Consider the following 25,222-nt stretch of genomic DNA (forward strand, 5'->3'; position numbering starts at 1 on the left):
GCGCGGCCCATATGCGTGAGTCACTGCACATCAGTGACATGCTCTGGATTAGCCGACGCCAGGGCAGCAGCACGGTCGGCGCGCGGCGGATAGATCCACACCGTATTGATTTCCTGCTTGGTCTTCTTTGCCACGTCGCCGACCATCTCGACTTTGCGCTCCCAGCCGCGCGTGAACAGCGCGCCGGCTTCTCCGAGATCGAGACAGGTGACGTAGGCTTTCTGGTGATAGGGCTTGGTCGAGACACCCAGGAGCTCGGCGACGGCATTGTTGCCGGCAAAGGCGCCCATCCGCGTGGCGTGCTGGCACGACATCAGCGCGTAATTCCCGTCATTGTCGCAGGCGGCGCGGGCGGCATCGCCGGTGGCAAAGACGCCGGGCACTGAGGGCACGCGCAAGTCGCGGTCGACAAGCAGCCGGCCGAAATTGTCGCGCTCGGCTGGGATCTGCTGGGTTAGCGGGGCGGCGCGAAAGCCTGCTGCCCAGATCACGGTCTCGGCTTCGATCCGTTCGCCGTCGGAAAGCGTGATCCCCGATTTGTCCAGCGCCGCGACGCCGGTGCCGAGTCGGGTCTCCACGCCGAGCTTGCGCAGCGCGTTCTCAATGACGGGCCGGGGACCTTCGCCCATATCGGGGGCGACCGCATTGTTGCGGTCGACGATGATGATGCGCGGCTTGGTATCCTTGCCGAGGATGGCGCGGAGCCGCGTGGGCATCTCGGTCGCCGCCTCGATGCCGGTGAAGCCGCCGCCGACAACGATGACCGTGTCGCGCCCGTTCCTTGCCGGCCGATCGGCAAGACTGTGGATGTGCCGGTCGAGCGCAATCGCGTCGTCGAGATTGTCGACGCTGAAACCGTGCTCGGCGAGGCCAGGAATCTTCGGCCGGAATAGCCGGCTGCCGGTAGCTACGACCAGCCGATCGTAAGAGAGTATCTTTCGCGCACCCTTGGCGGCGACGACGTCTACGGTGCGGGTTTTGGTGTCGATCGTCTCGGCGCTACCTTGTACATAGACAACGTCGATTGCTTTGAGGACATCCTGAAGAGGTGCGGTCAAGGTCTCAGGCTTCGGTTCGTAGAGCCGCGGGCGAATCACCAGCGTCGGCTCTGGCGCAACCAGCGCGATCTCGAGCTCCTCAGGCGAAACGCCCTGGATGTCGCGCAGGCGAGCAGCAGAAAGTGCGGCGTACATGCCGGCGAAACCGGCGCCTATGATAACGAGTCGCATGTGATCTATTCCTTTGTTTGATTTTCTCGGCGCTAGCGCTTCACCGCCGCCGCTTCACATTGGCGGGAAGCTCCCTGCAGTCGACGACGACGCGAATATGTGCAACGAAGACGGTCGGATGCTTACGGAGGGCAGTTGGGTATCGACGACGTCGGCACCGGGTCTTGACACGCCGTGCGGCAGCTCGTGGAAAGCAACCGCCAGTCGCGGTGAAGGGTAGTGAGTTGAGCAGGGTTCGGCCTCAAATCCAGATGGGGGAGCTGGGCGCCAGCCGTGGCTATGATGGAAATTGCGGGATCGGTTCCTTGCACGGACTGCGCCGCGATTTCCACCTCCTCCCCCGTTGCTGAAGTGAAGCGAACACCCAACGAAAGTCCGTACACGAGCACAGTCGCGAGGCCTCTCCGTCGTGATGTGATTGCAAGTCGGTTGACGAAATTCTCCCACATCATGTTGGTCTCCGTTTGCTGGGGCGTAGGCACCCTCATGGTCTAGCGGACTGGAGCTGCAACTGCGCCAGAGCGATTGCTGTACCTGCAGAGCAATTGCTGTTACAGAACGCGCGCCGCCGCCAATCGCTCGGCGTTTCCCCGGCCAGCCGCTTGAATGCGGCGGCGAAGGCCGTCTGTGAGGCATAGCCAAGCGCCGCGGCGACCGACGCCACCGATGTGTTGGGATCATCGCGCAGCATTGTCATGGCCTGATCGAGCCGGTGCTGGCGCAACCAGGCATGAGGTGCAAGCCCGGTGCTTTCCTTGAAGGCACGGCAGAAATGGAAGCGCGACAGACCGGCATCCGAAGCCAGCGCAGCGAGGGAGATGTCGGCATCGGTCCCCGAGCGCAAGCGTTCGATGGCCCGGCGCAGAACCTTCGGCGACAGCCCACCCACGGTTGGCTGGAACGTGGTCAGCGACCCGGTGTGCGAAGCGAGGAGGCGCGTGGCCAGGAGGTCTGTCAACTGATGCCGGTATAGCGCATCCAGAGCCCCGTTGCCCTCCAGGACATCCGCCGCGCTCAGGAGCAATCGGGACATAATGGGGTCGGGATGCGCCGTTCGCTCCAAGACATCCGTCGGAATGGCAAAGTCGGCTTCTCGGGCAACGCGCTCGAGCATTGTGTGCGAAAGATAGAGCTGAACGACATCAACGGGCTTCGGAATGTCCCATCGGGAGCTTGATCCTTGCGGAATGATGCTCACAACGCCGGGGCGAAACGTTCCAATCGCGACCGATCTTCCTGACCGCCGCTCCATTCGCTGCACCGAACCGTTGTAAGCCATGATGACGTGATGGGTCATGGGTCCGACGACGTCGTGCAATGGGTCATGTTTCCAGTGGGCGATGCCGGCACCGGAAGGGTCCAAAGCCATTTGAAATGCTGTGGTCCCGAGCACGCGCGCCATCTCCGCATCGGGACGCCCCTCGGCAATCGACCCCTTGGTCTGCCGCGCCTCAGATGCGGCCTGCGATTTCGGTTGCGAAGCATCGCGAAAGATCGGGTTGTTCATGGGCTTCGGCTCGCGTTGGGACGCATGCGCTCACTCCGCACAAACCTTTCTGTGGTCTGATGAGGCGCGGAGCAGCAGCTTCCTGTGTGCTGGCAACAATGATGGGAAATGCCGCACAGCGGTATCGTGCCGCGGATCTGGTCTCGCGGGTTCAGCAGATAGATGAACCTGTACCTTGGGATAGTGTCGAGAACACCGCGCGCGATTAGTTCCTTTTGATCGGGCCGCACCCGCACCTGGGAAGGCGGCGAACAACTTGATCCAGTTGCGGTTGCGTTCTGCGCCAGGATTGCCGCAAATGCAGAACCCGTGCTGCCAGCAAAGCCACCGACGTGACCGTGATAGACAATGTCTGGCCCATAGAAGTCCGACGTCAGTAGCACTGTTCGTGTCTGGCGCGGCTAAGCTGCACTTCCTTGAAGTTGGCGTCGACGAGCATGCTCCGAGCGCAGGTGCTCGATGGCGCGCCGTAGTGCCGACGGCGACAATCCGCCTATGACTGACTGAATCGCGACAGGTGAACCCGCATGCGCGGCAAGCAGGCGTCACAACCAAGAAAGCGCGACACTGCCGCCTCTGTGCGCCAACAGTGAAGGAAACCGCCGCCTGACGGTATTCGTCCGAGGACGGCCGTCTTGCGGGTTTTTCCGACCTGTAGCTGACTGTCAGTATGGATATCCTTACTGATAGTCGCCAAGTGAGCCGCCTTGAGATTGTGGAGACTGGTCGGCGTCGGCGCTGGTCGGAAGCGGAGAAACTCCGAATTGTCGAGGAAAGTTTTTCGGCGCCACGGATGGTGTCGGCGACAGCACGGCACCATGGGGTTGCGAAACAGCTTCTGTTTTCATGGCGTAAGGCCTATCGCGAAGGACAGCTTGGCGGCAGTCAGGCCGATGGATTTGTGCCAGCCCAGATTGTGCCGGAGATCCAGTCGACGACGCCTGCGACCGCGCCGGCGATGACGGGCACTTTGGAGATCGTGACCGCGAATGGCCGACGCGTGATCGTGGACCACAACGTCGATGTCGCGGTTTTGCTACGGATCATGCGAGGGCTGGAGACACTACGTTGATCCCGCTCCCGACGGGCGTGCGAGTGTGGCTGGCGACGGGCCATACGGACATGCGGTGTGGCTTTCCGAGCCTGGCTCTGCGCGTGCAGGAAGTGCTCAAGCACGATGCTATGGGCGGTGGTCTTTTCTGCTTCAGGGGCAAACGCGGCGATCTTTTGAAGGTGATTTGGCACGATGGCCAGGGAGCATGCCTTTTTACAAAAAGGCTCGAGAGAGGAAGGTTCATCTGGCCATCGGTAGCCGGTGAACCGGTGATGATCTCGCCGGCGCAGCTCTCCTATCTGCTGTCCGGGATCGACTGGCGCAACCCTCAAGAAACCCAGCGTCCGACGCGAGTGGGATAACCGTTTTTACGGTTTGAATCTGCGGCTCGATCTGATTCAATGGCTTCATGATATCGAAGCCGGACGATCTTCCATCGGACCTTGTCAGTGCCCTGGCGGCGCTGCAGGCCGAACGTGAGGCGCGACAGAAAGCCGAGGCGAAGGCCGCCAACTGGCAGGCGCAAGCCGCGAATGCGCAGGCGAAACTGTCGGATACCGAGGCGCTGATCGCGCATCTCGAGCTGCGGATCGAGAAGCTCAAACGCGAACTGCACGGGCAACGATCCGAGCGCTCGGCACGCCTGCTTGAGCAGTTGGAGTTGGAACTCGAAGAACTCGTCACCACAGCGAGCGAGGATGAGCTTGCCGCACAGGCCGCAGCGGCGAAGACGCAGAACGTCCGTCCTTCGTGCGCAAGCGACCGGTGCGCAAGCCGTGGCCGGACGATATCGAACACGAGCGCGTCGTCATCGAGGCACCAACGACCTGTGCCTGCTGTGGTGGATCGCGGCTGGCGAAGGTCGGCGAAGATGTGACCAAGACGCTGGAGGAGATCCCGCGCCGCTTCAAGGTCATTGAGACGGTGCGCGAGAAGTTCACCTGCCGCGATTGCGAGAAGATCAGCCAGCCACCGGCGCCGTTCCATGCCACGCCGCGCGGCTTCATCGGCCCACAATTGCTGGCGACCATCCTGTTCGACAAGTTCGGCATGCATATCCCGCTCAATCGCCAGAGCGCGCGCTTCAAGTGCGAGGGGATCGAGCTGTCGTTATCGACGCTGGCCGACCAGGTCGGCCACGGGACCTTCGCCGTCATGCCGCTGTTCCACTTGATCGAACGCCATGTGCTCGCCGCCGAACGCCTTCATGGCGATGACACCACCATCCGTATCCTGGCGAAGGGCAAGTGCAGGACTGGCCGGATCTGGACATATGTGCGGGATGACCGGCCGTTCGCCGGGCCTGCGCCGCCTGCGGCGGTCTATTACGCCTCAAGCGACCGACGAGGCGAGCATCCGCAGAGACATCTGGCCGCCTTCGCCGGCATCCTGCAGGCCGATTGCTATAGCGGCTTCGAGCCGCTGTTCGACCCGCAGAAGAAGGCGCTGCCGATTACACCGGCATTTTGCCTGGCCCATGCGCGGCGGGGCTTCTTCGAGCTGGCTGATATCGAGAAAAATGCTCGGGAAGGCAAGAAGGGCAAACCGGTCTCCCCGATCGCGCTGGAGGCGGTCAGGCGCCTCGACGCTCTGTTCGAGATCGAGCGCGCCGTCAATGGCCTTAGCGCCGACGAGCGGCGCGCCGTGCGCCAGGAGAAGAGCAAGCCGCTTCTCGACGACATGCATTCCTGGTTGCTCCGCGAGCGCGAAACCCTCTCGCGCTCTGCCGAGGTTCTGAAGCCCATGAATTACATGCTCAGGCGCTGGGACGGCTTCGCCGGCTTCCTCGACGATGGCAGGATCTGCTTGACCAATAATTGCGCTGAGCGCGCCCTGAGAGGCATCGCATTGGGAAGGCGGAACTGGACCTTCGCCGGTAGCGAGCGTGGTGCCGACCGTGCCGCCATCATGCTGACGATGATCACGACCTGCCGCCTCAACGAAGTCGATCCAAAGGCTTGGCTCGCCGACGTCTTGGCCCGTATCGCCGATCATCCCGCATCGCGTCTGCACGAGCTGCTGCCCTGGGAATGGAAGCTCCTGCGTCAGGTCGACAAGGCCGCCGATCAGCAGGCTGCCTGACCTTCACCAAACGCCATCATAGCTCTCGCTGTGTTCGCGCGCATGCGCCAACCAGGCGGCCTTCGTCGTATGCGTACGCCTGACGCAATCCAGCAGCAGATCTAGTCTGGCAGGTCCGGCGGATAGATTGGCCTTTACCTTGGGACAGTACCGGCGTGCCAGCATATAGAATCGCGCGAGCGAAGCAGACGCCTTTGAATATCTCTGGCGAACCAGTTCGCCAACGCAAAAATCGAGATCGACGACTTGTAGCCCAAACCGAAAATTCGCGCCGCCAGTCGGGAGATGCGGCCACCAATGGCCAGGCCAATTTCGAGGACCATGTCTTAGGTGCTGGTTGTCCCGACTGCGTTAGATGCCTTTGATCAGCAGGATGATTATCCCCCGCTGCAGCCGATCCTAGTCGCCATCACCCGAAAACGTGGAGCCAAATGCCGTCGACATCCACTTCGGGACGGTTCCACGAGATTTGCACGCGTGGTCAGTCCTGACAGTCCGCATTGATGGGTATTGTGAACTGAAACGCCGCACCTTTTGGTACGTTTGCGGTCGCCCACAATCGTCCTCCATGATCCTCAACGATCGAACGGCAGATGGATAATCCCATCCCTAGGCCGCTCGATTTCGTCGTATAAAATGCCTCGAAGGCTCGCTCAATAACATCTTCTGATAGGCCCGGGCCAGAGTCTCGCACCACAACGAGAACACAGTCGGCCTCAGCCTGAGTACTGATCTGCAATTCCCGATGGTCGTCGTTCATTTGGCTCATCGCCTCGACGGCATTTACGATCAAGTTCAACATCACCTGTTGAATCTGGACCCGACTGCCTTGAATGACGGGTAAACCCTCGGCCAGTTGAGTCCGTACCTGAACGCCGCTTTTCAAGGCTTCTCCGCGCGTGAGTCCGATAACTCCCGAAATGGCTTCATTGATCTCCATGCGGTCCTTTCGCACGGGCTCCTTCCTAACCAACGCGTGCGTCCGGTCAACAACCTCACTGACACGCATGCCGTTCAGCACCGCTCGGTCTATCGCCTTTTTCGCCCTCTCAACATCCGGCTGCTGGCGGGTGAGGAAGCGCTGAGCTGTTTGGGTATTCAGGAGCGCGGCCGTGATCGGTTGCTTCACCTCATGCGTAATAGACGCCGTAAGTTGGCCCAATGTTGCCAGCCGATTAGCATGAGCCAATTCCATCTGCATGTTGCGGAATCGCCGCTCGCTCTCACGCGCCTCTGTTTCTGCCCGTTTGCGCTCGGTTAAGTCGAGCACAAATGCGATACCTTGGTCCTCTGTCCCTTCAACGCTCGCGATGCCGACCAACACTGGAATACGGCTGCCATCCTTTCGGATGTACTCCTTTTCGAAGGGTTGCGCGGCTCGCTTGTTCTTTAGCTCGGATAGCGCCAGCGCATTGCGATCGCGCCATTCGGCGGGCGTCATGTCCGCCCAGCTCATTCGACCGGACCGGAGATCGTGCTGATCATATCCAACTATGCGGAGAAATTCACTGTTGGCGTCAAGAATCTGACCACCAGCATTCCAGACGATGATGCCGATGATGTTGGCATCGAAGAGGCGGCGAATTTTCGCCTCACGTTGTTCAATCTCTCGCTGCATGGTTGCAATGGACCTCAAGTCCGCCTGCAACACATCGCGCCACTGCAACATCAGTCTGAGATAGAGCTCGCTGTATTCGTTGCTTTTTCTGTCGAGCACGCAAATCGTGCCAAATATCTCGCCATCGGGCCAACTGATTGGCACGCCAAGGTAAGAGATCATGCCCAGTTTGATGTCAGGGTTTGATTTCCACGCCTTATCTTGCAGAGCGTTCGGGACTATCAATGGTCGGCGAGTGTTTATTACAGTCTCGCAATACAGTCCTGTATTGAGACACGCGATCTCGCCCGGTTCATAAGGATTTCCTTTAGACTCGCTGGAAACGAAGACTTTGATATTTGGCGGCTCAGCCCTCATGATCAGCGCGGAGGGAACATTTAGAATGTTGGCCAGAAGATCTACGATCTCCTGCCATTTTCGCGTGATTTCCGCGGGTACTTGCATATTCTTGAGCATGTCGGTCCGCCCGACACTCATGTCCATTGCGCGCAAGTCATCCGACGTGATCCCGCTAACTGTAATGTCTAGTTGAGGAATTGCGTTCTCGGATGCCAAATCCGACAACTCCATTCCCGGCGGAGACGCCAAGAGCGCTTCGCGTCCGTCTGTGACCGGCTTGTGGACGGGGCTGGCCATCGGAAGGTCTCTCACTCGTCGCCGAATGGAAAGCCAGTCAGCCTCAGGGCGGACTGCAGATGCCGAAGCAGCGCTTCAGTTTCTATCGGCTTGGTCAGATAGGCATAGGCGCCACATCGCATGGCGCGCGACAGGGTCGGCGGATTGGTGTCGGCCGTGATGACGATCACCGGCACCACGGAGGCAATGCTCTGCAGGTGCTGCAGCAGGTCGAGCCCGCTGCGACCCGGCATGTTCAGATCGGTAATCAGGCAATCGAACTTGCCCGGGACGTATTCCGCCATGAAGGCCTCCGCTCGATCGAAAGTGCGACACGATAGTTCCAGCACCAGAAGGAGTTCGGACAGGGCCTCTCGCACAGCTTCATCGTCATCTACGATCGCGACTAAGGGCGCTTTGGACAACGGGGGGCTCTCGCTAGCACGGCCGGATGGCCGCCTCCCTCATCTGATCCTTTGCCTTGCCTGATCGTAACCATCCTTTGGTCTAGGGTGATTCTTCCTCCCGGATCCCCGCAGGCAGTAGTTCCCAGATGCGGATGAGCTGGCCGGCCGATGTTGCCTGCATCTTCCTGGTTACGCTGCCGCGGTGCAGTTTGACGGTAACCTCGCTGATACCGAGATCGAATGCGATCTGCTTGTTGAGGCGGCCCTTTGCGACTTCGCGGAGGATTTCGCGTTCGCGCGGTGTCAAAGTTGCGTAGCGGTCGACGTATTGCTTGATGTGGCGGTCGTTGGCCCTCAGGAGATATCTTTCTCGATTCCGGCCGTCACCGCGTCGAGCAGCGTCTGGTCTCTCACGGGCTTTGTCAGGAATTCGACGGCTCCCGCCTTCATCGCTTGCACCGTCATTGCGATGTCGCCATGACCGGTGAGGAAAACGATTGGTCGCGTGTTGCCGTTCGCGACGAGGTGCTGCTGCAGATCCAGACCGCTTGCGCCGGGCATGCGGACGTCGAGGATCAGGCAACCGGGGCGATCTTCAAGATCGGCGTGCAATAGTTCCCGCGTTGAAGCAAAGCAGGATGCGTCGATTCCACCGACAGCAGGAGATCTCGAAGCGCAGACCGGACGTCCTCGTCGTCGTCCACGATCAAGACGAGCGGGCGATCCGTTTCGAGGTCGACCTTGCTGGACGAGGGATCGCCGCGGTCGACCGCGCGAACGGAGTGGAGAATGCATTTGTCTGCATCGGCATAGGCATTGATCCTTGGCGCTGGACGTGCCCGTCGTTCTACCGGGGAGTCCCGCCAATGTCGCTGGCGAGCTTGCTAAATCTCCCTAATCGCCGGACCTGCCTATCGTGTCAGCGCTCCGCGACCCCGATTAGACGCAGGCCGCGGTAGTGGCGCTCATGCCCGGCGAGGTAGGTGGGATCGTCGGAGAAAACCCGCGCACGCAGACTATCGATCGTAAGGCGATAGCCGCCCATCGCCTCGCACCATGCGTCGAGCGACCTTCGCCCCTTCTCGACCCGGCCCGCAAGGGCAAGCGAGGCAGCGAGAAAAGTCGCACAATAGACCAAGCTCGGAGCAAGGTCGGTGGCTCGCACGAAATACGGAATTGCGAGCTCGTCGCGACCATGCCAGAAGTCGTATTGGCCTAAGAAATGATGCCACAGGCCGACGCCGCGGTCGCGCGGACTAAGCGCAACTGCATGCTGGATTGGGGCCCGCATTTCCTCAAGACGGCCCATCAGGAAATGGACATGGCCTGTGTAGGCAAGGGCCTCGGCGTCACACGGATCGAGCGACAAGGCCCGACCGAAAGCGATCAGCGCCGCGTCGAAGCGGCGCTGACACTCCCGCACGTAGCCACGGCAAAACCAGGCTCGAGGCCAGTCCGGCGCTCGCGCGACCGCCCGCGTCGCGAGTTCGTCGGCCTGCCGCAGCTCGTCACGATCCGCAAGATCACGATTTTGCGCAGTGGCCCTTATGTTCTCTGCGACAATCGTGTAGGCCGCCCCCGCCAGAGCCGACGCGTTCAATGGATCGGCGAGGAGCGCGCGGTCGAACCATCGCCGTGCCTCGGCGAGATCCTGGGGAACCCACAGCTCGCGATTTAGGGCGCTCCAACCGCGCAAGGCGCTGTACTGCGCGCCAGCGGTCTGCGACGCCTCTTCGGAAGGTCCCTGGGCGGCTTCCCGGTCCACTAGCTCCATGATCACCGCGCGTGCCAGCCGGCTTGAGATCTCTCCCTCCATCGAGCTGAGGCCGATGTGCCGGTGCTGGAACCGATCCGCCCAGATGGTTGCTCCGGTTCCGGCATCATCGATCATGCCAACGACCTGGACCCCGCTCTCTACTACTCGGATAGACGTGCGCAGAACATAGCGGGCGTCGCCTCCGCTGACGACCACCACATCGGGCACGCGCGAGAGCTGCACCAGGAGATGCCGCCTGACCTCGCCTCCAAGCGATTGAGATTGCTCGCCGTCGAGCAGGCTATGGTCGGGTGTTATCAGAATGGAAATGCCTTGGGACTCTAGCTGCCCGCCGACGTGAACTGTCGATCCGCTGCGCACGCTGCTCCCTCGGCCTGCGCGACCGTGACCGGCATCACGAAGCGATAACCGCGACCATGCTCGGTTCGAATGTAGTTGTCGGCCTCCCCACCGTCGCGGAGTACGCGACGAAGGGCCGCCATGTGTACGGTGAGGTTATTCTCCGCGACGACTCGATCACCCCAGACGGCGTGCAGCAGATCGTCCTTGGTGACGAGTTCGCCCGCTCGCCTTAGCATGAGCAACAGCAACTCCGTTGCCCGGGAGTTGAGCAGCACCAATTCGCCTTGCTTTTCCAGCCGGCGGCTTAGAACGTGAAACGCGAAAGGCCCAAAGGCGAAATTGGAGGGTGCCTCCATGAATACCGAACTGATTAGCAGATTTTAGGAATTTATAGCAATGCATCGTGGCTCCATCAATGGAAATCGGGCCCGATGAGCTCGACCCCATCCCAGACGGAGAGTGTGAGATGCGAATGGACGAAAATAACGTGCGGATCAGGTCTATGGTGCGCCAGGACATGCCCGAACTGCTGCGGCTGATGGAAGGCATCGTCAAGTTCGAGCGCGGCACAGACTTCCGACTCACTGAGGCCGAACTGCTGCACCGCGGCTTCGGCGAGCGTCCCGAATTCGGCGCCTTCGTCGCCGACCGCGGCGGCAGCATGCTCGCCGGCATGGCCGTGTACTACGAGATCCTCTCATGCACACGCTGCGGCCGCTGCTCATGATGAAGTGGCTTTTCGTGGACCCGGATTTGCGCGGCCACGGGATCGGGCGACGACTAATGGGGCGCATGGCCCGCCATGCGATGGATACAGGGCACGAAAAGTTCTGCTGGTTCGTACTGAAAGATAACGCACCAGCCCAGGCTTTCTACAAGGGCGTCGACGCGACCCCCGATCCCGACTGGGATCGCTGGCAATTGGGAGTAAAGGCGATCGCCCACTTGGCCGCTGATGGCTAGGGCGTGGGCTCATCAAGGCTATGAGTACGCGCCTTAGCTCCGCGCATCGCGAGCAAAGAGACCTCCGGATATCAGGCGTCAGGCACGGATGGAGCAAGCTCAACTTCTGATGCCCAAGACGGCGAGGCGCCGGGGGTCGTCGGACTAGAGCCGTCATTGACCAGGTTTAGTGAGAACTCGGCGAAATCTCACATCCACAACGACAGCTTGGCACAGAAGCGGAGGTAGGATCTGAAACGCATCTGCCTCACTTCTGTTCAACGAAATTGGTTTCGCTGGTATGGTGCATCGGCCACGCTCGTGCCACGGCTGGCAAGCTTTCCCAAGCCCGTATCATCTGGCCCATTGAACTCGCCCCCATTTTGCGCATCGCGTTACTCCGGTGCAGCTTCACTGTGACCTCGCTGATGCCGAGGTCAAATGCGATCTGCTTGTTCAATCGTCCACCCATGACTTTGTGAAGCACCTCGCGCTCTCGCGGCGTTAGTGTCGCAAGCCGCTCGCAATTGCGTTTGAGCTCTGCTGCTTTTTGCCGCTGGATGCGGTCTTTCGCGATGGCCGTGTGAACCGCATCGAGTAACGTCTGGTCGCGTACGGGCTTGGTGAGGAAGTCAATGGCGCCCGCCTTCATGGCCTGCACCGTCATCGGAATATCCCCATATCCGGTGAGGAAGATGATCGGCCGCGGATCGCTGCTCCTGCTCAGATGGTCCTGCAGATCGAGGCCGCTCGCACCGGGCATCCGCACATCGACGATGAGACAACACGGCCTGTCGGGAGCGCCGGCATCGAGGAACGCGAGCGTCGACGCATGGCAGACTACCTCAAACCCTGCAGAGGCCATCAGCTCGGACAGCGCTTCGCGAACCGCGGCATCGTCATCAACGATTATGACCAGAGGCTCTTCCGATTCAGCTTTTTGCAGCGGGACTGCGCGAACAAGCGGCAAGTTAATCGTCATCGTCGCCCTCTATTTCTCGTGATTTGAGTGCTTCGCCGATGGCTGACAGCAACGCCAAACCATCGAATGGCTTGCGGAAGAACCCGCTAATGCCTTTCGCCCGTGTTTGATCGGCGATTTCGTGGCGCCCTGTGATGAGAAACACTGGCAAGTCGGGCCGACGCTCTCTCACGACATTCCGAAGCTGCAGGCCATTGATATTCGGCAGTCCAACATCGGTGATCAACACATCTACCTCCGACAGACCGCACGCAAGCAGTGCTTCAGCCGACGAGAAGCAACACACAGCGTATCCTGCTGACTCCAGAAGTTCTTCGAGCGACTCAAGCACCCTTGATCGTCATCGACAATCGCAACAGCGGACCTGCTTCTATGCGTCATCACGGCCTATTACCCGACGCGAATTGGTGAGCGGTATTCCCAGTTTTTGAGCCATGCGCACGAGGTCGGCGAGAGACGCCGCGGCCATTTTCTGCATCACGTTCCTTCGATGGACCTGTAGCGTGACTTCGCTGATTTCTAGCTGCGCGGCAGCCTGCTTGTTCAACAGACCACTCACCACCAGCGGAAGCACATCCCGTTCACGCGGGGTCAGGCTGAGATAGCGCTCTTTCAGCAGCATGGCCTCGCTGCGAATAACTCGATCGGAGCGGTCCTGCGCAATGGCCGATCGGGCGGCAGCGATGACCTCCGCATCGCTGAACGGCTTTGTCAAGAAATCTAAGGCTCCGTTCTTTATCGCCCGAACCGACGATGGGATGTCTCCGTGGCCCGTGATGAAAACGATCGGAGGATGCCCGCGTTCGGCAATCCGCCCCTGCAGATCGAGGCCGTTAATATCCGGCAGCTCGACGTCTAGAATCAGGCAAGCCGGAATATCCGGCTTTTCGGCGAGCATGTATTCGCCAGCCGACCCAAACGCCATGGCTGGAATGCCGTGGGATGCAAACAACTCCGCGAGCGCTTCCAGTATCCGCGCGTCGTCGTCCACGATGAAGACAATATAGTCTTCGGCCATCACGAGGCCGCCTTTGGCTTGATCGGCAACAGAAACGCAAATGTCGCGCCTTGCGAGGCATTATTCTCAGCCCATAACGTTCCGCCATGCGCCTCCACGATTGAGCGACAAATCGCGAGTCCCATACCCATGCCCTGCTCTTTCGTGGAGAAGAATGGCTGGAATACCTTGTCCGGCATTTCCACGCCGGAGCCTGAATCGGTGACCGCGATCTTAATCGTCTCTTCGTCCTGACGCGTGACCTGTAGTTGAATGGCCTTGTTTCCGGCGGTCCGGTCCATCGCGTCGATGCCGTTTCGAATGAGGTTGCTTAAGACCTGCTGGATCTGAATTCGATCCAACGCCACGGGCGGAATGTCTTTTTCGATATCGACCGCAATCCGAGTGTGCCGGCGCGCCGCTTCTTCACTTATCAAATCATAGACCTCTTCGATCACGCTCGTGAGCGCGGAGATGCTCCTCTTCTCGACTGATTGCCTGAACAAGGCTCGAATTCTGCTGACTACATCCGCTGCCCCATTGGCATCGCGTATGACGCGCTCGATCGTCCGATGGGCTCGCTCGATATTTGGCGGCGATGCCGTGAGCCACCGCTGGCAGGCGTGCGAATTGGCGACGATTGCTGCAAGCGGCTGATTCACTTCATGTGCGATAGAGGCTGACAGTTCGGCTAGACTCGCGGCCTGGCTAGCGCGTGCAAGCTTCTCTTGGGCCTGACGCAATTCCTCCTGCGCACGCATCTCGGCGTCGATATCGAGGCAGATAACATTCCACTGCACGATGGTGCCGGCTGCATCGCGCATCGGACCAGCGCGTGTTTCGACCCAGCGATATTCGCCGTCGAAGCGGCGCAACCGGTGACGCCTCGCATAGGGCTCACCGGTGGCGAGCGAATAAGCGTATTTCTCTTTAACGCCCTGCAAATCGTTGGGATGGACGCCGGCATCCAGTGTTGCACCCAACCGGGACGGCTCCCCATCGAGATCCTCGAGATCATATCCGAGGAACTCGCGCAACTGCTTGCTGCGGTAGATCGGCTCGCCATCGGGGGTCGCGCAATCGATCATCGCCGGCAGCGTCTCCACCAACTGGCGCAATGAGCGCTCGCTCTGTCGGAGCGCTTCATGCGCCCGGACCTCATCCTCGATGTCAACGCATACGGCGTACCATTGCAGCACGTCATTGCTCACGCCGCGCAACGGCTCGACCCGAACCTCGCTCCAGCGATAGGAACCATCGTGTCGGACCTGTAGATAGCGACTCATGCAAGGAACGCCCGTTTCGAAAGATTGCATGAACATGCGCCGGGCATCGTCCCGATAATCCGGATGAATCGTACACAGCGTTGGCATGCCATCCGATCCGGTGGCGTCTTCGAGAGTCGTCCCGGTCACATCCATAAATCGCTTGTTGACGAACACCGGTTTGCCTTCGGGAGTGGTGCTCCAGATCATGACCGGGACGGCATCGACCAGTTGCTGCAGCCGCTGCTCACTTTGCTGCAGCGCCTGCTGGGCGATCACCAGATCGTGGACATCGACACTAAGTCCGTACCATTTGAGGATCGCTCCGGATCGATCCCGTAGAGGTTCAGCCCGGGTCTCTGTCCAGCGATAGGATCCGTCGGCACGGACCTGTCGATAGCGCCTGAAATAGGGCTCGCCGGTCGCCACCGCATGCCGGAACGCGGCCACCGCGAGGTCACGGTCTTCGGGATGAACGACGCTCAGTGACGGCGATCCATCGCGGGCCGTGATGTCCGCAATCGTTGCGCCGGTCATGCGCGTGAAACGGGTATTGACGTAAGTCGGCGTTCCATCCGGCCCCGTGCTCCAGATTGCCGCAGGAACCGCGTCGATCAGTTGTTGAAGCTCGCGCTCGTTGCGTTGGAGCGCCTGTTCGGTGACCTTCCGCTCTTCGATATCGATCATCGTGCCGTACCAGCCGGTGAGCTTGCCTTTGTCGACGCGCGACAGTGAGCCGAACAGCCTGAACCACCGATACACTCCGTCGTGCCGCCGGATGCGGAGTTCCGTGTCGAACGGAAGGTTCGAGGCCAGCGATTGTCGTCGTGCGTTCATAACGCCGTCGTAGTCGTCAGGATGTATGATCCGTCGCCAAGATGTATTGTCCAGCGGGTGGAATAGGCCCGCTTTGGGCTGGTGCAGTCCGGTATATGCGAAGGTACTCTCGCTTACGAATGTAGAATGACCGTCCGGGCTTGCTGACCACGTATACGCCGGCATGCTCTTCACGATGCGCATCGCTTCCAGCGCATCCGAGCAGAACATCATCGATGCCTTCATTTCGATGATTTCCCCTAGGCACAGCGATAGCGCGAAAAACGCTGTCCATTCGAGGACGTATTCGCGATCGGTACCGGCGAGACGCGCGGCAGCCACGACCGACCCTAGAAGAGCGATCGTCCAGGCGGCCCGAAGCAACCACACGGCCCGGCTAGGCGCGTATAGATAAATCGCGGCGACCGGCACCAGCAATCCGAATGGCTCATTCATGATCCAGCACAACAAAATCCCGACTGCCGATACCCCGACCGCGGTCAGCCAGTAGTGCCGGGAACGCTCTACGGTCATGTGTGGATGCTCCTCCTGAGAGAACCTGACACTTACTGGCGCATTGTTTGGCCGTCTTCCGAAAAACACGCCGGCCCGGCACTCCCGATGTCAAGTCTAGCGACTCGGTCTCCCCGCCGCATCCGATGGAAATCCATGTATTGCCAGGGCTGGCGCCTGAACCGGACCGGGAAGCGGCATCAGGGGCCGACCGATGCCGCAAAATCGGAGGCCCAGGGGGACTTGATCCTTCCGGATAGGACATCATCACCCCAATCGGATTGTCGTCCCGCGCGCGCCATTGAGCAATCGCCGCAGATGAAAGTTCGCCAGCGGATCATCGGCATGGGCGCCCACCAGGGCCGCCAGCTCGGCAGGGCGGCGACGTCGCCCGCGCCAAGCTGGCGGAATGCTGTCGCGTATTTGGTCGTGGCCAGATCATCGGATTGGTCCGGCGATAGCGGTTCATGCGCCCGCAAGGCTTCGTTCCGACCACGCAGAACGAGATCGCCAATGGGGCGCCCGCGGAATGCGCGCGCGACGCTTGCAACGGCGTCACTGACGCATAGTCTCGTTCCCAGCGCCTTGTTCGCGGCTTCGAGCCGGGCGGCGGTATTGATCGTATCGCCATAGGCCGTATAGTCGAAGTAACGGTCGCCGCCAAAGTTGCCGACCAGCGCCGGGCCCGCATGGACGCCGATGCGTGTTGCGCCGAAATCGACGCCTTTCCGCCTCCATCGCTCGCGGAACTCCTCCGCCCAGCGATCCAGTTCTTGCGCGCAGGCGACGGCGCGTGTCGCATAATCCGGCTGCTCGCCCGGCGCATTGAAGAGGACCTGGATCGCATCGCCAATTACCTTGGCGACCGTCCCCTCATGGTCGAAGACCACATCGGTCAGGCCGCCGACATATTCGTTGAGCAGTTCCGCAAGCTGCTCCGGCGCCGCCGTCTCGACGAGAGACGTGAAGCCCGTTATGTCGGTGAAGATGATCCCGATCTGGCGCCAATGCACGAGCATGCCGTCCTCGCCTCCGGCGGTAAGACGCTTGGCGAGTTCGGGAGAAAAGTAGCGGGACAGCGAGGCATGGGCGCGCTCGGCGTCCGTCTGGCGGCGATGCGCCTCACGAAGGAATTCCACGTGGCGAAGTGTCTTCAGGATCGTCGCTTCCAGATCGGAGAAATCGATCGGCTTGGTCAGGAAATTGCTCATATCGCCATAGGCGGACAGAATGATCGCGGATTTTCGATCGTCCCGCTCCTGCAATTTCTCCAGCAGGGAGAGGCCATCCATGCGCGGCATGTTGATGTCGAGCACAACCAGATCGACATGAGGATGCCGGTCGATGACATCGAGCGCCTCGATGCCATCACGCGCGAACACGAAATCGATGAGACCGTCGCGGCGGTGGCGACGAAATTTCCGCAGGACGAGCGCTTCCAGATCTGGCTCGTCATCGACCATCAAGACCGTAGCGGTCATGCGACTGCTCCCAATCTAGCTTCGATCTCATCGCGAAGCCGCTCGAAATCGATCGGCTTGGTCAACAAGTCATCTGCGCCGCGCTCCAATGCAGTCCTGCGGGTCTCGTTGTCGCTATAGGCCGAGATCATGATAACCGGCACGTCGGGCCGCTGGGCGCGTATTTGCGGCAGCATATCGAGGCCGCTCATCCCGGGCATATTGATGTCAGACAAGATCATAACCAGCGCCGACTCGCCGGTCTCGACGACACGCCTCAGCGCTTGCGTGGCCGACGTGGCGAAATCCATGTCGAAGCGGCGGGCACGCAGGTCGCGGCGAAATTGCTGCCGGAACAGGCATTCGATATCCGGTTCGTCGTCCACCACCAGAATCATCCGTGTCACGATTGATTTCTCCGCGTGCCGTTGCCGCGCGGCAATGTGATGATGAATTCTGTGAATGCGGCAGGTTCGGTTTCGACATCGATCGTGCCGCCGTGCTGCTTCACCACGATATCGTGGCTCAGGGAAAGGCCAAGACCCGTTCCCTCGCCAGGCGGCTTGGTCGTGAAAAACGGATCGAACATCTTTTCCCTGACGATCGATGGAATGCCGACGCCGTTGTCGCGAATTCGGACCTCGACGGATTCACCCAGGCTGCGCGTCCGCGCGCTCAGTGTCGGGTCGAATCCAGGCCCGCATTCGTTCAGCCGCGTGGTCATCGCATGGAAGCCGTTGGAGATCAGGTTCAACAGCACCCGGATGATCTCTTGCGGAAAGATATCGATCGAGCCGACCGCCGGATCGTAGTTGCGCTCGAAGCTGACCGTGAGCTGCGGTTGCTCCGCGCGTGCTCCGTGATAGGCAAGCGCGAGGCTCTCATCGATCAGCGCATTGAGATCGGTCGGCCGGTGCTCGCCACCGCCGCCGCGAGAATGCAGAAGCATGTTCTTGACGATGGAGTCAGCACGCTTGCCATGCTCCACGATTTTTCCAAGGTTGTCCCTGAGCAGATCGCTCAGCTCGTCGAGCTGCTCACGGGTGGCGTCGGGAACGACGAGGTCAGCAAGCGTCTCGTTGAGCTCATCCGTCAGTTCGGCAGAAAGCGACGCGAAATTATTGACGAAATTGAGAGGATTCTTGATCTCGTGCGCAATGCCCGCGGTGAGTTGCCCGAGCGAGGTAAGTTTCTCGGTTTGCACCAAACGATCCTGCGCGCCGCGCAGCTCATCGAGCGATTTCGATAGCTGCGTCGTGCGCGCTTGGACCTCCTCGAACAGCCGGACATTCTCTACCGCGATCACGGCCTGGTCGGCGAACGTCTTGAGTAACTCGATCTGGCTTTCACCAAATGCGCCGGGCTCAGCGCGTGACACGCCGATCGTGCCGATCGCGCAGCTGTCGCGCAACATCGGCACCACGACGATGCTGCGATAGCCACGTGCGCGCGCCATGTCCTTGATGGCCTGCGAAACGCTTGGGTCGGTTTCGACGTCCGAGCGGAACGCGATGGTCGCTGTAGCCGCGACCCGGCTGTGGATTCCGCCCGCGGTCAGCGCCGCCGGAAAGGATGCACGGATCTCCTGATCACCGTCGGGATTTCCAACCGTGCACGCTGCCAGATGCAGCATATCGCCGATTACGCGCGTGACGAGCGCCGATTGCCCCCGAGCAGCCGCTGCGCGCTACCAGAAATTACATCGAACACCGGCTGCACGTCGGTCGGTGACCTGGCTATGACATTGAGAATCTCGGCGGTTGCGGCCTGCCTTTCGAGCGCCATCGCCAGCTCGCGCCGCAGACGCGCATTCTCGACACTGCAAGGCCGCGCTCCTTTGTCCGTGCACCGATCCGTTGTCATCTGACGAAATGCTCGTTGAGGCCGATGCAGTCAAAAAAGTTAGGTTAAGGGCCGGTGATGGCGGCTAAGCCAGCCCCAAGCCGCCATCTACATCGATTACCTGACCTGTCATCCACGCGGCAGCGGGCCCAGCCAGCCGGACCAGCCATTCCGCAACATCGTCAGGCATACCGCGCCGCCCCAGCGGGATGCTTTCGCGCTCCTGCTCCTCGACCGCAGCGGCCTGCTCCGGCGTGAGGCCCATCATGCCGGTCAAGGCGCCGGTTTCGGTCGGCCCTGCCGCAACAGCGTTGACACGAACGCCTGACGGCGCGAGCTCCAGCGCCCAGCAGCGGGTCAGATGTTCCAGCGCTGCCTTGCTCGCAGCGTAATGCGACAGTGCCGCGCCCGGCTTATGCCCGAATGTGCTCGACACATTGACAATGGTGCCTCGCCTGTCTCGCAGATGCGGCAAGGCCGCCGAGGCGAGCAAGCTCGGCCCGAACACATTGACCGAGAAAATATCCGCGATTTTCTCCGCCGTGATATCTGCCAGCGACAGGATTGCGCCGGCGCCGGCATTGTTGATCAACGAATCGATCCGCCCCCAGAGTTCGAGCGCTTTCGTCACCGTGCGTCCGGCATCGGCCGCGGACCCTGCATCGGCCACTAGGCCGACGATATTCGGATGCTCCGACGCCAATTGGTCGAGTGGAGCGGACCGGCGGCCAGTCACGAGCACCTTGTCGCCTTGCTTGGCAAAGCGAAGCGCCGCCGCCCGTCCGATCCCCGACGACCCGCCCGTCAGGATGATGACTTTGTCGTTCTGCATGCTCGTGTTCTCCAAATTGTTGTTGCTTGATTCGGAGCCGTTACCCCGGGGGCGGCTCCTGTTCATGTGTCGATCAGAGATCAGTCACCTTCTCCGGGTCGGCTGACGCCAGCGCTGCAGCGCGTTCGGCGCGGGGCGGATAGATCCAGACGGTGTTGATCTCATGCTTGGTCTTTTTCGCGATGTCGCCAACCATCTCGACCTTGCGTTCCCACCCGCGCGTGAACAGCGCGCCGGCGGTGCCAAGGTCGAGACAAGTCACGTAGGCTTCCTGGTGGTATGGTTTAGTTGGCACGCCGAGCAGTTCGGCTGCGGCATTGTTCCCTGCGAAAGCACCCATCCGCGTTGCGTGCTGGCACGACATCAGCGCATATGTGCCTTTGTCGTCGCACAGGGCTTTCGCGGCATCGCCGGTCGCAAACACGCCGCTCACCGATGGCACCCGCAGCTCTCGATCGACCAGCAGCCGACCGGAGCTATCGCGCTCGGCCGGAACCTGAGCGGTGAGCGGCGCGGCACGCATCCCGGCCGCCCAGATCACCGTGGCCGTTTCGATACGCTCACCGCCGGAGAGCGTCACCCCGGACTTGTCGAGCGATGTGACGCCGAAGCCGAGACGGGTCTCCACGCCGAGTTCGCGTAACGCATCTTCGATGATCGGGCGCGGCCCGGCCCCCATATCGGGAGCGATTGCATCGTTTCGCTCGACGATGATGACGTGCGGATTTGCATCTTCGCCGAAGATGGCTCGCAGGCGCGCCGACATCTCCGTCGCCACTTCGATGCCGGTGAATCCGCCGCCAGCAACCACCACTGTGTTCCGCATTTTAGACGGTGGCTGCTTCGCCAGTTCGTGCAGATGCCGATCGAGGGCAATCGCGTCGTCGAGTTGATCGACACTGAAGCCATATTGTGCGAGCCCAGGGATGTCGGGCCGAAACAGCCGGCTGCCGGTAGCAAGGATGAGCCGATCATAGGCGATGATCTGTTCCGAACGTCCGGCCGCTGCAATCTTCACAGCGCGGGCTTTGGTGTCGACGGACTCCACGCACCCTTGCAGATAAATTACGTCGATCGCCTTCAGTACATCCTGGAGCGGCGCCGTCAGCGTTTCGGGCTTTGCTTCGTAGAGACGAGGACGCACGACAAGGGTCGGCTGCGGAGAGACGAGCGTGATTTCGAGCGTCTCGGGTGTGACGCACTGGATTTCGCGCAGGCGAGCAGCAGAAAGCGCGGCATACATGCCGGCAAAGCCGGCGCCAACGATGACAATTCGCATGGTGGAACTCCTGGATTTGCGGGAGGCGCGAGGCCTAAGCGGAGATGAACTTCAGAACGTCGGCATTGACGATGTCGGCATCTGTCGTGCACAGCCCGTGCGGCAGCCGATCGTAGATCTTCAGCACGCTGTGCTTGAGGAGTTTTGCCGAAAGCTGCGCAGAATCCGCGACCGGCACTATCTGATCGTCACTGCCGTGGAGAACGAGCGTAGGGACCGTGATGTTCTTCAGGTCGTCGCTGAAATCGGTTTCGGAGAATGCCTTGATGCATTCGTAATGCGCCTTGGCGCTGCCTATCATGCCTTGACGCCACCAATTCCAGATCGCCGCTTGCGACGGCTTGGCGCCAGGCCGGTTGTAGCCATAGAACGGGCCACTGGCGAATTCCAAATAGAACTGGGATCGATTGGCCGCCAGCTGTTGCCGCAGGCCGTCGAACACTTCAATTGGCAGGCCACCCGGATTGCCGTTTGTCTTCAGCATCAGCGGCGTCACCGCGCCAATCAGGATCAGCTTCGCAACGCGGCCGTGACCGAAACGCGCGACGTAGCGCGCCGCTTCGCCGCCACCGGTGGAATGACCGACGTGAATTGCGTTGCGGAGGCCGAGATGCGCAGTGAACGCAGCGACGTCGGACGCGTAATGATCCATGTCATGACCGTCGACCGCTTGACTGGAGCGGCCATGGCCGCGGCGATCGTGAGCGATCACGCGATAGCCTTTGCCGAGGAAATAGAGCATCTGGCTCTCCCAATCGTCGGACGACAGCGGCCAGCCATGATGAAAGACGATCGGCTGGGCGGATTTCGCGCCCCAATCGCGATAGAACATCTGCACGCCGTCATTCGTTGTAACGAAAGATGTGGGATACGTAGTAGTCCCCGTGTTAGATAGCATTCCGCTCTCCGTTCCCGCCGCCGCCGAGGAGCGGACGGTCATCGATGCCGCGTAGAGCATCGTGGTGGCGAGCAATTTTCGTCGCGAGACATTTGCAAGACGGCTGATTGAGCTCTTCCAGGTCATTCGTTTGTCTCCGTTTGGGTGAGTGGCAGGCACAGATGCGCAGCGCGTGAACGCTCCGAACATGGCGGGGCGAACAGCGCGGCGACATCGTTCTGCGGATCAGCGCGGCTGGCTTTGCGAATAGCCTCACCTATCCTTCAGGATAGCATCGGCTGGAGCCGTAGCGATCGTATCGTCCGGGTCGAAGGCGTCTGGAGCCCGCTCGCAGGCGGCGTCCGAACGATTCTCGTCAACGGAAGTGAGCGACCTATTCCGAAGTACTGCTCGACCTATTCGCTGGTCCAGTCGATCGCAGGTACGTCCGGACATAGCGTTGCCAGGGCCGCGCGCGCTATGCGGCGTTCAACAGGAGATAGACATGAGCCTAGATGTTGCCTCGCGCCCGGTTCGATCGGGGCTGGACGAGTTAGTGCCGTCGCGCTATGCGCTGCAGATCGGCGAGATTGACGTGCTGGTGATCAGCGACGGCGTGCTCCCGCTTCCAACCGCCATGTTGGGGCACAATGCGGACCCGGCAGTCCGCGCTGCCTGGATGCACAATATGTTCCTGCCGCCGGACGCCTTCGATTGGCCGCTGAACGCAGTCGTGGTCCGTAGCGGAGGCAAGACCATACTCATCGATGCGGGACTGGGGTCGGACCCGGACCTGAACCTGCCGCGGGCCGGGCAGTTGATCAAGCGACTGGAGAGCGCCGGCATAGATCTTGGGTCGGTCACCGACGTCGTGCTGACCCACATGCACATGGACCACATTGGCGGACTGCTCGTCACTGGCGTGAAGGAGCAGCTGCGCCCTGACGTCCAGATTCACGTGGCCGCCGCCGAGGTCAAATTCTGGGACTCGCCGGATTTCTCCCACACCTCCATGCCGCCGGGATTCCCGGATGCACTTCGGGCGACCGCCAAACGGTTCGCGAAGGAGTACCGCAAACAGCTGCGGCAATTCGACGACGAGTACGAGGTGGCACCCGGCGTGGTCGTCCGCCGCACCGGTGGCCATACGCCAGGACACAGTATCGTCCGAGTGGCTGCGGGCGGCGACGCGCTTACCTTCGCCGGTGACGCCGTGTTTACGGTCGGGTTCGACCACCCCGATTGGTATAACGGTTTCGAACATGATCCTGAAGAGGCGACACGCGTTCGCGCACGTCTGCTGAAAGAGCTGGCGGCGACCGGCGAATTGCTGGTGGCCACTCATATGCCATTTCCGTCTCTCGGACGGGTGGCAATCGACGGCGATGTCTTTCGATGGGTCCCAATCTTGTGGGATTACTAACCGTCTGAGAAGTGACATCCGCGCGATGGCGACGGGGTGTTCGAGACTACACGATTCATTCGACAACGGCCGGCCTGAGCAAGGCCGGCCTGAACGAGGCCCAGTCCCTACGATGTCTGGCGATGACAACTTGCTGCCGTCGATTTTGATCGATGTCCTGGGAATCGCCGGCATCTGTATCTGGCATATTCAGGGACGAAGCCGCCAGACAGGGCGACTGATCGTGCAGAACCTGTTCTTCGCCGGCATGAGCCTCGTGCTCTACATGGCAGGAATTGCTCCGCATCGGACCGATGGTCTGTCAACGCAGGGCTTTGCGGCTCTCCTCTTGAAACTGGCGGGGATTCTTTGGTGGACCCACCTCGCATGGACGATTATCGGCTTTTTCCACATCTATGTCAGACTGATCGGCAAGCCACGCGAAGCACATCTCATTCAGGATATGGCCGTCGCCACTATCTATCTCGGTGCAACGCTTTCGGTCATCCGCTTCGTTTTTGGCATGCCGCTAGGCACCTTGCTGACGACCTCCGGCGTCGTTGCGGTTATTTTCGGCCTCGCATTGCAGAATACGTTGGGCGATGTCTTTTCCGGCATCGCCCTGACGCTCGGCAAAGCCTATGTGCTGGGTGACTGGATCCGGTTGAGCGACGGCACCGAAGGCCGGGTCACCGAGACCAACTGGCGCTCTACCAACCTGCTGACCGGCGCGAACAATGTCGTCGTGTTACCGAACAGTGTTCTGGCGCGGCAGGGCGTGACAAATCTCAGTCGCCCTGACGAGACTCACCTGATCGCGTTGAGCGTCCGCGTCGCGGCAACGCAGAGGCCAAGCTTAATTGAGGACATTCTGCGGTCCGTGCTGGAAGCCAGCACATGCATCGTCAGGATCCCGCCGCCGGTCGTCGCCCTGAAGACCATCGACGCGATCGTCATCGAAGCGGAATTGCAATTCCGCGTCGGCAGCCTGGCGATCGGAACGGCTGCAAAGAACGAGATTATCGAACTGCTCCATAGCCGGTGTGGAGCAAACGGCCTTTCGTTGGCGGTACCAACTACATGCCTCATCCTTATGCCAGGGCCCCCATCACTGAATGCCCGGGCTCAAGGTTAACGCTTACTTTTCCGCATCACGGTATAGACGATGCGCGTAGGAGATGTGTCCATGCCGTCCTGTGGCATCCGGCAGCCACATTGGACGTAGAACAATGTCCTGTCAGCATACCATCAAGTCGCTAAGAGCCATTTGGTAGCGGGAGAGCGCCTACCGCTTTTCCCCACACGCCGCAGATCTAAGATTCCCCGATCGTCGCCTAAACTTGTCGGACGGTACGTTCAAATCAAGGAGGCGCAACCACCGATA

At 60.6% G+C, this 25,222-nt stretch carries 20 protein-coding genes and 4 pseudogenes; 7 read left to right on the forward strand and 17 right to left on the reverse strand.

The window, feature by feature from the left end; all coding sequences use genetic code 11:
• Positions 1 to 20: 20 nt before the first annotated feature.
• Both ACTGJ9_RS00960 and ACTGJ9_RS00965 read right to left on the reverse strand, forming a co-directional pair.
• Positions 21 to 1,229, reverse strand: coding sequence for an NAD(P)/FAD-dependent oxidoreductase (locus ACTGJ9_RS00960; protein ID WP_456675546.1), 1,209 nt, complete (start codon positions 1,227 to 1,229; stop codon positions 21 to 23).
• Between the two features lie 484 nt (positions 1,230 to 1,713).
• Complete coding sequence (locus tag ACTGJ9_RS00965) at positions 1,714 to 2,736, reverse strand: AraC family transcriptional regulator (protein ID WP_456675547.1); 1,023 nt, start codon at positions 2,734 to 2,736, stop codon at positions 1,714 to 1,716.
• Between the two features lie 670 nt (positions 2,737 to 3,406).
• Here ACTGJ9_RS00965 and tnpA point away from each other — a divergent pair.
• The 3 genes from tnpA (at position 3,407) to tnpC (ending at position 5,872) form a co-directional block, all read left to right on the forward strand.
• Complete coding sequence (gene tnpA, locus ACTGJ9_RS00970; RefSeq protein WP_456674923.1) at positions 3,407 to 3,808, forward strand: IS66-like element accessory protein TnpA; 402 nt, start codon at positions 3,407 to 3,409, stop codon at positions 3,806 to 3,808.
• 50 nt (positions 3,809 to 3,858) lie between these two features.
• Complete coding sequence (gene tnpB / locus ACTGJ9_RS00975; RefSeq protein ID WP_456678411.1) at positions 3,859 to 4,152, forward strand: IS66 family insertion sequence element accessory protein TnpB; 294 nt, start codon at positions 3,859 to 3,861, stop codon at positions 4,150 to 4,152.
• Between the two features lie 47 nt (positions 4,153 to 4,199).
• Positions 4,200 to 5,872 (forward strand): IS66 family transposase gene (gene tnpC / locus ACTGJ9_RS00980; RefSeq protein ID WP_456675548.1). Its coding sequence is split into 2 segments (ribosomal slippage): positions 4,200 to 4,539 and positions 4,539 to 5,872, totalling 1,674 coding nucleotides; the frame shifts between segments, so codons are not numbered across the junction.
• A 481-nt stretch (positions 5,873 to 6,353) separates the two neighbouring features.
• Here tnpC and ACTGJ9_RS00985 read toward each other — a convergent pair.
• From ACTGJ9_RS00985 to ACTGJ9_RS01005, 5 genes and pseudogenes are all read right to left on the reverse strand, one after another.
• Positions 6,354 to 8,126 (reverse strand): ATP-binding protein, encoded by a 1,773-nt coding sequence (locus ACTGJ9_RS00985; RefSeq protein WP_456675549.1) that lies wholly within the window; start codon positions 8,124 to 8,126, stop codon positions 6,354 to 6,356.
• An 11-nt stretch (positions 8,127 to 8,137) separates the two neighbouring features.
• A complete protein-coding gene (locus ACTGJ9_RS00990) occupies positions 8,138 to 8,485 on the reverse strand; it encodes a response regulator transcription factor (RefSeq protein ID WP_456678412.1) in 348 nt (115 codons plus the stop codon).
• Positions 8,486 to 8,612: 127 nt separating this feature from the next.
• Positions 8,613 to 9,303: pseudogene (locus ACTGJ9_RS00995) on the reverse strand (response regulator transcription factor).
• A 128-nt stretch (positions 9,304 to 9,431) separates the two neighbouring features.
• Positions 9,432 to 10,649 carry a tetratricopeptide repeat protein gene (locus tag ACTGJ9_RS01000; protein ID WP_456675550.1) on the reverse strand — a complete coding sequence of 406 codons (1,218 nt, stop codon included), beginning with the start codon at positions 10,647 to 10,649 and terminating at the stop codon, positions 9,432 to 9,434.
• Positions 10,610 to 10,987 carry a winged helix-turn-helix domain-containing protein gene (locus tag ACTGJ9_RS01005; RefSeq protein WP_456675551.1) on the reverse strand — a complete coding sequence of 126 codons (378 nt, stop codon included), beginning with the start codon at positions 10,985 to 10,987 and terminating at the stop codon, positions 10,610 to 10,612. The genes ACTGJ9_RS01000 and ACTGJ9_RS01005 overlap by 40 nt, the downstream gene beginning before the upstream one ends.
• A gap of 146 nt (positions 10,988 to 11,133) precedes the next feature.
• On the opposite strand from ACTGJ9_RS01005, the gene ACTGJ9_RS01010 reads away from it, so the two are divergent.
• Complete coding sequence (locus ACTGJ9_RS01010) at positions 11,134 to 11,358, forward strand: hypothetical protein (RefSeq protein WP_456675552.1); 225 nt, start codon at positions 11,134 to 11,136, stop codon at positions 11,356 to 11,358.
• Positions 11,331 to 11,594 (forward strand): GNAT family N-acetyltransferase, encoded by a 264-nt coding sequence (locus ACTGJ9_RS01015; protein ID WP_456675553.1) that lies wholly within the window; start codon positions 11,331 to 11,333, stop codon positions 11,592 to 11,594. Before ACTGJ9_RS01010 ends, ACTGJ9_RS01015 begins: the two co-directional genes overlap by 28 nt.
• Positions 11,595 to 11,841: 247 nt before the next feature.
• On the opposite strand, the gene ACTGJ9_RS01020 is transcribed toward ACTGJ9_RS01015, so the two are convergent.
• The 10 genes and pseudogenes from ACTGJ9_RS01020 to ACTGJ9_RS01065 all read right to left on the reverse strand — a co-directional run bounded on the left by ACTGJ9_RS01020 (position 11,842) and on the right by ACTGJ9_RS01065 (position 22,457).
• Positions 11,842 to 12,555, reverse strand: coding sequence for a response regulator transcription factor (locus tag ACTGJ9_RS01020; protein WP_456675554.1), 714 nt, complete (start codon positions 12,553 to 12,555; stop codon positions 11,842 to 11,844).
• A pseudogene (locus ACTGJ9_RS01025) lies at positions 12,545 to 12,936 on the reverse strand (response regulator). The gene ACTGJ9_RS01020 and the pseudogene ACTGJ9_RS01025 overlap by 11 nt, the downstream one beginning before the upstream one ends.
• Complete coding sequence (locus ACTGJ9_RS01030) at positions 12,926 to 13,576, reverse strand: response regulator transcription factor (RefSeq protein ID WP_456675555.1); 651 nt, start codon at positions 13,574 to 13,576, stop codon at positions 12,926 to 12,928. The pseudogene ACTGJ9_RS01025 and the gene ACTGJ9_RS01030 overlap by 11 nt, the downstream one beginning before the upstream one ends.
• On the reverse strand, positions 13,573 to 16,167 hold the full coding sequence (locus ACTGJ9_RS01035) for a PAS domain-containing protein (RefSeq protein ID WP_456675556.1): 2,595 nt from the start codon (positions 16,165 to 16,167) through the stop codon (positions 13,573 to 13,575). Before ACTGJ9_RS01035 ends, ACTGJ9_RS01030 begins: the two co-directional genes overlap by 4 nt.
• A 246-nt stretch (positions 16,168 to 16,413) precedes the next feature.
• Positions 16,414 to 17,627: pseudogene (locus ACTGJ9_RS01040) on the reverse strand (adenylate/guanylate cyclase domain-containing protein).
• Positions 17,624 to 18,013: a response regulator gene (locus ACTGJ9_RS01045; RefSeq protein WP_456675557.1), complete on the reverse strand. Its 390-nt coding sequence runs from the start codon at positions 18,011 to 18,013 to the stop codon at positions 17,624 to 17,626. The pseudogene ACTGJ9_RS01040 and the gene ACTGJ9_RS01045 overlap by 4 nt, the downstream one beginning before the upstream one ends.
• Positions 18,010 to 19,469, reverse strand: a pseudogene (locus ACTGJ9_RS01050) (sensor histidine kinase). Before ACTGJ9_RS01050 ends, ACTGJ9_RS01045 begins: the two are co-directional and overlap by 4 nt.
• A gap of 64 nt (positions 19,470 to 19,533) precedes the next feature.
• A complete protein-coding gene (locus ACTGJ9_RS01055; protein WP_456675558.1) occupies positions 19,534 to 20,346 on the reverse strand; it encodes an SDR family NAD(P)-dependent oxidoreductase in 813 nt (270 codons plus the stop codon).
• A 7-nt stretch (positions 20,347 to 20,353) separates the two neighbouring features.
• On the reverse strand, positions 20,354 to 21,559 hold the full coding sequence (locus ACTGJ9_RS01060; RefSeq protein WP_456675559.1) for an NAD(P)/FAD-dependent oxidoreductase: 1,206 nt from the start codon (positions 21,557 to 21,559) through the stop codon (positions 20,354 to 20,356).
• Positions 21,560 to 21,593: 34 nt separating this feature from the next.
• Complete coding sequence (locus ACTGJ9_RS01065) at positions 21,594 to 22,457, reverse strand: alpha/beta fold hydrolase (RefSeq protein WP_456678413.1); 864 nt, start codon at positions 22,455 to 22,457, stop codon at positions 21,594 to 21,596.
• 484 nt (positions 22,458 to 22,941) lie between these two features.
• On the opposite strand from ACTGJ9_RS01065, the gene ACTGJ9_RS01070 reads away from it, so the two are divergent.
• Together ACTGJ9_RS01070 and ACTGJ9_RS01075 are read left to right on the forward strand one after the other, a co-directional pair.
• Entirely contained in the window at positions 22,942 to 23,859 is a 918-nt protein-coding gene (locus ACTGJ9_RS01070) for an MBL fold metallo-hydrolase (protein ID WP_456675560.1), read from the forward strand.
• Between the two features lie 112 nt (positions 23,860 to 23,971).
• Complete coding sequence (locus ACTGJ9_RS01075; protein WP_456675561.1) at positions 23,972 to 24,973, forward strand: mechanosensitive ion channel family protein; 1,002 nt, start codon at positions 23,972 to 23,974, stop codon at positions 24,971 to 24,973.
• Positions 24,974 to 25,222: the final 249 nt, after the last annotated feature.

It is taken from the genome of Bradyrhizobium sp. RDM12, from assembly GCF_051917485.1.
Classification (GTDB): Bacteria; Pseudomonadota; Alphaproteobacteria; order Rhizobiales; family Xanthobacteraceae; genus Bradyrhizobium.